The following is a 6,913-nucleotide window of genomic DNA, read 5'->3' on the forward strand; positions in this document are numbered from 1 at the left end:
CCTTTGGGCAAAGCAGCTTCGATGCGGGCTCGCTCAGCCGCATACAAGGTTTCCACCGTCTTGGAGCCACGTGGCTCGGTCTTGACGGCTTTGAGTTCGACTTTGAGCTCGTACGGAAAGCGCTTCGCGTAGTCGTCCCAAGCCGTTTGCGCCCAGTCAGGCACACGCTGGCCGACCGCAACAATCACCACCCGCACAAAAAAGACCCGGTCAGGCTTTGCGCGCTGCCGTCTTCTTGGCCGGGGCTTTAACCGGTGTTTTCTTGGCGGCCACCTTGACGGCAACCTTCGCTGGCGCTTTGGCCGACGTTTTCTTGGCGGCAGCCTTTGCCGGGGCGTTGACGGTTATTTTCTTCACGGCAACTTTCACCGCAGCCTTCGGAGCGGGTGTCGGCTTGGCGGCCACGGCGGGCGCCCGGGACGGGGCCTGCTTCACAGCAGTTCTTTTAGCCGCCGGCTTCGCGGCGGCAGACTTGGCAGCCATGGTCTTCTTCACCTGCGCTTTGGACGGGAAGGCTTCGGCCACACCCTTTTTGGCGGCATTGGAGCGCTTCAAATTACCCTCCACTTCGAGCGGCTTTTTGGTCGCCTTGACCGGCTCGGCGATCTCTTTCTCGCCCGGCTTGGCAGCACCAAATTTGAGGCGAACCGGTTTTTCACCCCACAGCTCTTCCAGGTTGTAATACTGGCGGAAATTGGGTTGCATGACGTGCACCACCGCCTGCCCGCAATCCACAATAATCCACTCGCCATTGGTCTCACCTTCAACCCGTGGTTTGGGGAAACCAGCATCCCGCACCGCATCGCGCACGCTGCCAGCCAGCGCCTTGGTCTGACGGTTGGACGTACCTGATGCAATGATCACTCGCTCAAACAAGGCCGAAAGATGCTCGGTATCGAACACCTGGATGTCCTGGGCTTTGACGTCTTCCAGACCATCGACAATGGCACGCTGAAGTTTCTGAATGTCTTTTTTGGCAAGGGTTGAGTTAGTCATCAAGTAGTCTGGTAAAGGTGGTGGTTGTCAATATAACGCGCAACTGGCTCAAAAACCAGTGGGGAAACGCTTTGATGCGCTGCAATTCGGGCCCGAATATCGGTTGCGCTGACAGGCATGGTTGGCATTCTGAGCCGCCTGAAACGCGATTCATGCGACTTCTGTGCAATAAATCGGGGTCTGGCCCCCGTCAAATCTTCACGTTCAGCTACACAAATTATAGCAAGCTGCAACACGTCCTGCCACGCGTGCCAGGTGGGTAGCGCGCGGGCCTGGTCTTCACCCATGACCAAAAACAGCTCGGCATCGGGCCATTGCAGTTTGAGTTCGCGCAAAGTATCTACCGTGTAACTCGGGCCCGCGCGCAGGGTTTCACGGGGGTCAACGACCACGCGGGGCAGCTCAGAAAACGCCAACTGCGCCATCGCCAGACGGTGATGGGCGGGGCTCAATGGCCGGGCCTTGTGCCAAGCCTGGCCGGTGGGAATAACGCGCAGCTCATCAAGTTGCAAATCTGCCACAGCCGCCTGCACCAGCGCAGCATGCGCGGTGTGGGGCGGGTCAAACGCACCGCCAAACACACCTATTCGCCTCGCCGCCACGGTCCGGGCGGGCGTCACACCCATCTCACACCCATTCCTTGCGCACCAGGAACTTGCTGTACAAATCCGCTTCTGGTGACCCCGCTTCAGGCACGTTCTGATACGACCAGCTCACCAGCGGCGGCATGGACAACAGAATGGATTCGGTTCGCCCGCCCGACTGCAAGCCAAAGTGCGTGCCGCGGTCCCACACCAGATTGAACTCGACATAGCGGCCACGCCGGTAGAGCTGAAACGCACGTTCGCGCTCGCCATACACCATCTCCTTGCGGCGCTCCACAAGAGGTAAGTAGGCCGTCAAAAACGAATCCCCCACCGACTGCATCAAGCCGAAGCTGTCATCAAAGCCCAACTCGGAAAAGTCATCAAAAAAGATGCCGCCCACGCCGCGCTGCTCGGCACGGTGTTTCAAATAAAAATACTCATCGCACCAGATTTTGAAGCGCGGGTATTTGTCATCGCCATAAGGCGCCAGCGCGGTCTTGCAGGTGGCGTGGAAATGCACCGCGTCTTCCTCAAAACCGTAGTAGGGCGTCAAATCCATACCGCCGCCAAACCAGCACACCTCTTGACCGTCGCGCCCTTTGGCCGCCAGCATGCGCACGTTCATGTGAACCGTCGGCACATAGGGATTGCGCGGATGAAACACCAGCGACACGCCCATGGCCTCAAACGGCGCGCCGGCCAGTTCCGGCCGGTGTTGCGTGGCCGAAGGCGGCAAGCTCGGGCCGCGCACGTGCGAAAAGCCACAGCCCGCACGCTCAAAAACAGGGCCACCCTCCAGAATCTGGGTGATACCGCTGCCCTGCAGCGTCTCGCCGGGCGCCTTTTGCCAGGCATCGGTCAAAAATGCAGCGCCATCCAGTTTCGCAATGGCGGTGGTAATGCGTGCCTGCAAACCCTGCAGATAGCGGCGCACCGCGTCGGTTCGCGGTGCATTCAGATTTTGCGCAGTCATGGCGTTGCGTGTTTGACGGCGCGATGGCCAATGTCAGTGCGGTACTGCATGCCATCAAAATGAACGCCCAGCGCCACCTCGTAGGCACGCTGCTGCGCTTGGCGCACGTTGTCGGCCAGCACGGTCACGCACAAAACGCGCCCGCCGGACGTGACGACGTCGCCGTCTTTCATGGCGGTGCCTGCATGGAAGACGACGGCGTCGTCTTCTTGCTTGGGCAGCCCGGTGATGACATCACCCTTGCGCGGCTGCAGCGGGTAGCCATGTGCCGCCATGACGACGCCCAAGGCGGTGCGGCGATCCCACTGCAACTCGACCTGGTCCAGGTGGCCATGCGGGCCCGGCTCGGTGGCAGCCAGCATCACATCGACCAGATCGGTCTTGAGTCGCATCAAAATTGGCTGGGTCTCGGGGTCGCCCATGCGGCAGTTGAACTCCAGCGTTTTGGGATGGCCATTGGCATCGATCATCAGCCCGGCGTACAGAAAACCCGTGAACGGAATGCCGTCTTTTTCCATGCCCCGGATGGTGGGCAAAATGATTTCCCGCATGGCGCGGGCGTGCACATCGGGCGTTACCACGGGCGCGGGCGAATACGCGCCCATGCCGCCGGTGTTGGGGCCCAGGTCGTCATCCAGCAGGCGCTTGTGGTCCTGGCTGGTGGCCAGTGGCAGCACATTCTTGCCGTCGCACATCACGATAAAGCTGGCTTCTTCACCGGTCAAAAATTCTTCAATAACAACGCGCGCGCCACCTTCGTTGTGGGTCACGCCGAGGGTGTTGTCCAGCAGCATGAAGTCAACCGCTTCGTGCGCCTCGGCCAGGGTCAGGGCCACCACCACTCCCTTGCCGGCGGCCAGACCGTCGGCCTTGACCACAATCGGGGCGCCCTTTTTATCGAGGTACGCGTGGGCCGCCACCGGGTCGGTGAAGGTCTCGTAGTCCGCCGTGGGAATGCCATGACGCTTCATGAACGCCTTGGAGAAGGCTTTGGAGCTCTCCAGTTGCGCGGCCGCCTGGGTCGGGCCAAACACACGCAGGCCGTGTTTGCGAAACTCATCGACCACGCCCGCCGCCAGCGGACCTTCAGGCCCGACCACCGTGAGCGCAATCTTTTTAGAAACCGCCCACGCCCGCAGTTCGTGGACACCCGTGATATTGACGTTTTCCAGCCGGGCGTCCAGCGCGGTGCCGCCATTGCCCGGCGCCACGTAAATCGTTTGTACCTTGGGCGACTGCGCCAATTTCCAGGCCAGGGCATGTTCACGGCCACCGCCGCCAATCACGAGGATATTCATAGCGCTTCGCTGTCAATTTCTGCGTTGTGGTAAATGTTTTGCGTGTCGTCCAACTCTTCGAGCACATCCAGCAGTTTTTGCATGCGCACGGCATCGTCGCCCGTGAGCTCAATCGGGTTTTCGGCGCGCATGGTGACCTCGGCCATTTCAGGCTTCAGACCGGCGGCTTCCAGGGCGTTCTTGACCGCCTCGAAGTCGGCATAGGCGGTCAACACCTCGATGGCACCGTCGTCGTCGGTGATCACGTCTTCGGCGCCGGCTTCCAGCGCCACTTCCATGACCTTGTCTTCATTGGTGCCGGGGGCAAAAATCAGCTGGCCGCAATGCTTGAACTGGAACACCACCGAGCCTTCGGTGCCCATGTTGCCGCCGTATTTGGAAAACGCGTGGCGCACTTCAGCCACCGTGCGCACCTTGTTGTCGGTCATGGTGTCGACCAGGATGGCGGCGCCGCCAATGCCGTAGCCTTCGTAGCGAATTTCTTCGTAATGCACGCCTTCCTGGTTGCCGGTGGCCTTGTCGATGTTGTATTTGACGCGGTCCGCCGGCATGTTGGCGGCCTTGGCGCGCTCCACAGCCAGGCGCAGACGCGGGTTGGTGGCCAGATCGCCGCCACCGGCGCGGGCCGCCACCGTGATTTCACGAATGATGCGCGTCCACACCTTGCCCCGCTTTTCGTCCTGACGACCTTTACGGTGCTGAATATTGGCCCATTTACTGTGTCCTGCCACGGGGAATCCTTCAAAAATTCGTTACGCTAGTCAATCAATTGTACTTTTTGAGGAAACCCGACATGAGCACCCCTGACGACACCCTCCAGCATGTCCATCTGGTCGACCACCCGCTGGTCCAGCACAAACTGACGCTGATGCGCAAGAAGGAAGCCAGCACCAACAGCTTTCGCACCTTGCTCAACGAAATCAGCATGTTGATGGCCTATGAAGTGACGCGTGACATGCCGATGCAGGAGGTGGAAATCGAGACGCCGCTGGAGACCATGACCGCCAAAGTGATTGACGGCAAGAAACTGGTGTTTGTGTCGATCCTGCGGGCCGGCACCGGCATTCTGGATGGCATGTTGACGATCGTGCCCGGCGCACGCGTGGGCCACATCGGCCTGTACCGCGACCCCAAAACCCTGCAGGCGGTGGAGTACTACTTCAAAATGCCCAAAGACATGCAGGAACGCGACGTGGTAGTGGTCGACCCGATGCTGGCAACCGGCAATTCAGCCGTCGCCGCCGTGGAGCGCATCAAGGTGCTGAAACCGAAGTCCATCAAGTTTGTCTGCCTGCTGACCTGCCCCGAAGGCATTGCCACGATGCACAAAGCCCACCCGGATGTGCCGATCTACACGGCAGCGATTGACCGCCAGCTCAATGAGCACGGCTACATCCTGCCGGGGCTGGGGGACGCGGGTGACCGGATTTTTGGTACCCAATGAGTCTTTAAATAAAATCGACCACTAGCCCCCGTATTACTTGCGCAAGCAGCTATTTATTTGATAGCGAATAGACGCCGCAGCGCTTCAAGCTGCGGTCATGGGCGTTGCGGCGCAATCATTTCCGCATAGTCGTACAGCGCGCCCAAAACTTCTTCGCCACGCGCATCGGCGGCTTCAGAAAGCTGGTCAATCTCGTCAAACAGAGCCTCCACGGTGCGCGCGCCCTCCTCGCCGTCAAACAGCCGGGCCACGCGATGCGCCTCCCAACGCGCGGCCTCGTCCGGTGTCAGGCTCGCCGGGAAATTGCGGGCCCGGTAGCGAAACACCAACTCGTCCAGGCGCGGATCGTCAAACGCGTAGCGCGCCGCCACCAGCTTCTCACTGGACAGGTGGCGCAGCTGGTTGAGGCGGCGGCGGTCCGCGTCGTCCAGGAAGCCGCCGTATAAATCCTCGTCCACGTCGGGTGTGGCATCTTTTGGGCGCTTGAACACCTCGGGCCAGATGCCGCTCATGTCAGGCAAGGCCTGGGCTCGCAGCGCATGGTCCAGTTGGGCGTCCAGTTGCAGGCCCCAGCGCTCGGCCATCGCGAGTGACAGTGTCTTGAGATTACTCATCACCATCGGCGACTTGTTCAGGTGGATCGACTTGAGCGGTAACCGCGTCACGCCTGGCGGCAGCTCATCGCGTTTGCTGAACAAGCGCAGGCGGATATCAGCGGCGTTCATGCTCGCCAGCTCGCTCGGGTCGAAGGCCAAATCCCAGGCGATCAGCTCGTTCTTGTTGACCGGGTGCATGGCCAGCGGCCACATCAGGGCCAGACAGCCCCGCTCGCTGGGAAACATGCCGGAGATATGCAGAAACGGCCGGGCGCGGGCGACCGTTGTCGGCAACCCGAGCTCGGCCATGACGCGATCCTTTTTGTGCAGCCCGAAGCAAAACTCAAACAAGCGTGGCTGGGTGGCTCTGATCAGCCGCGCCAGGGCGATGGTGGCGCGCACGTCGCTCAGCGCATCGTGCGCCGCCTCGTGCACCAGGCCATTGGCCGCCGCCAAATCAGTCAGCTTGAAGCTGGCGCCGCCTTCGGGCTTGGCAGGCCAAACAATGCCCTCGGGCCGCAGCGCATAAGCGGTGCGCACCACGTCCAGCAGGTCCCAGCGCCCGCAGTTGTTTTGCCACTCGCGCGCATAGGGGTCGATCAGGTTGCGCCAAAACATGAAACGCGTGATCTCGTCATCAAAGCGGATGGTGTTGTAGCCCACACCAATGGTGCCGGGCAGGCTGAAGGCCTGCTCGATGTGCGCCGCGAACTGGTATTCGGGCACGCCTTTTTCCAGGCACAGCTGCGGCGTGATACCGGTGATCAGGCAGGACTGCGGATCGGGCAGGAAGTCATTCGCCGGTTGGCAGTACAGCATGATCGGCTCACCGACCTCCACCAGATCGGCGTCGGTCCGAATCGCGGCGAACTGCGCTGGCCGGTCACGCCGCACCTGGGTGCCAAAGGTCTCGTAGTCGTGCCAGAGGAAGGTGTGGCTGACAGGTGAATGCATCATGACGGACATCACCGGCGTCGCGCCGCCCGCACCCCATTCAACTCGGCCACGATCCCCAGCAC

7 protein-coding genes and 1 pseudogene are annotated in these 6,913 nt (G+C 60.9%); 1 reads left to right on the forward strand and 7 read right to left on the reverse strand.

Features of this window, described 5'->3' with window-relative positions:
* The 6 genes and pseudogenes from B3V69_RS01510 to B3V69_RS01535 all read right to left on the reverse strand — a co-directional run.
* Window positions 1-197 (reverse strand): annotated as a pseudogene (locus B3V69_RS01510) (23S rRNA (pseudouridine(1915)-N(3))-methyltransferase RlmH); the annotation flags it as partial.
* Window positions 198-210: 13 nt separating this feature from the next.
* Window positions 211-996: a ribosome silencing factor gene (gene rsfS / locus B3V69_RS01515; RefSeq protein ID WP_296443143.1), complete on the reverse strand. Its 786-nt coding sequence runs from the start codon at window positions 994-996 to the stop codon at window positions 211-213.
* On the reverse strand, window positions 996-1,622 hold the full coding sequence (gene nadD / locus B3V69_RS01520; RefSeq protein ID WP_296443144.1) for a nicotinate (nicotinamide) nucleotide adenylyltransferase: 627 nt from the start codon (window positions 1,620-1,622) through the stop codon (window positions 996-998). The genes rsfS and nadD overlap by 1 nt, the downstream gene beginning before the upstream one ends.
* 1 nt (window position 1,623) lies before the next feature.
* Window positions 1,624-2,556, reverse strand: a complete 933-nt coding sequence (gene hemF / locus B3V69_RS01525) for an oxygen-dependent coproporphyrinogen oxidase (protein WP_296443146.1) — start codon at window positions 2,554-2,556, stop codon at window positions 1,624-1,626.
* On the reverse strand, window positions 2,553-3,854 hold the full coding sequence (gene purD, locus B3V69_RS01530) for a phosphoribosylamine--glycine ligase (protein ID WP_296443148.1): 1,302 nt from the start codon (window positions 3,852-3,854) through the stop codon (window positions 2,553-2,555). Before purD ends, hemF begins: the two co-directional genes overlap by 4 nt.
* Complete coding sequence (locus tag B3V69_RS01535; RefSeq protein ID WP_296443150.1) at window positions 3,851-4,585, reverse strand: YebC/PmpR family DNA-binding transcriptional regulator; 735 nt, start codon at window positions 4,583-4,585, stop codon at window positions 3,851-3,853. Before B3V69_RS01535 ends, purD begins: the two co-directional genes overlap by 4 nt.
* Window positions 4,586-4,647: 62 nt before the next feature.
* Here B3V69_RS01535 and upp point away from each other — a divergent pair, with 62 nt between their 5' ends.
* Window positions 4,648-5,298: a uracil phosphoribosyltransferase gene (upp, locus tag B3V69_RS01540; RefSeq protein WP_296443152.1), complete on the forward strand. Its 651-nt coding sequence runs from the start codon at window positions 4,648-4,650 to the stop codon at window positions 5,296-5,298.
* A 95-nt stretch (window positions 5,299-5,393) separates the two neighbouring features.
* On the opposite strand, the gene sbcB is transcribed toward upp, so the two are convergent.
* A complete protein-coding gene (gene sbcB / locus B3V69_RS01545; protein WP_296443160.1) occupies window positions 5,394-6,851 on the reverse strand; it encodes an exodeoxyribonuclease I in 1,458 nt (485 codons plus the stop codon).
* Window positions 6,852-6,913: the final 62 nt, after the last annotated feature.

Source organism: Rhodoferax sp. UBA5149 (assembly GCF_002413825.1).
In the GTDB taxonomy this organism is placed as follows: Bacteria; Pseudomonadota; Gammaproteobacteria; order Burkholderiales; family Burkholderiaceae_C; genus Rhodoferax.

Bases quoted from the DNA above. Each gene is read 5' to 3' on its own strand.
- nadD (WP_296443144.1), bottom strand. From the start codon at position 1,622: ATGGGTGTGACGCCCGCCCGGACCGTGGCGGCGAGGCGAATAGGTGTG.
- hemF (WP_296443146.1), bottom strand. From the start codon at position 2,556: ATGACTGCGCAAAATCTGAATGCACCGCGAACCGACGCGGTGCGCCGC.
- purD (WP_296443148.1), bottom strand. From the start codon at position 3,854: ATGAATATCCTCGTGATTGGCGGCGGTGGCCGTGAACATGCCCTGGCC.
- rsfS (WP_296443143.1), bottom strand. From the start codon at position 996: ATGACTAACTCAACCCTTGCCAAAAAAGACATTCAGAAACTTCAGCGT.
- upp (WP_296443152.1), top strand. From the start codon at position 4,648: ATGAGCACCCCTGACGACACCCTCCAGCATGTCCATCTGGTCGACCAC.
- sbcB (WP_296443160.1), bottom strand. From the start codon at position 6,851: ATGATGCATTCACCTGTCAGCCACACCTTCCTCTGGCACGACTACGAG.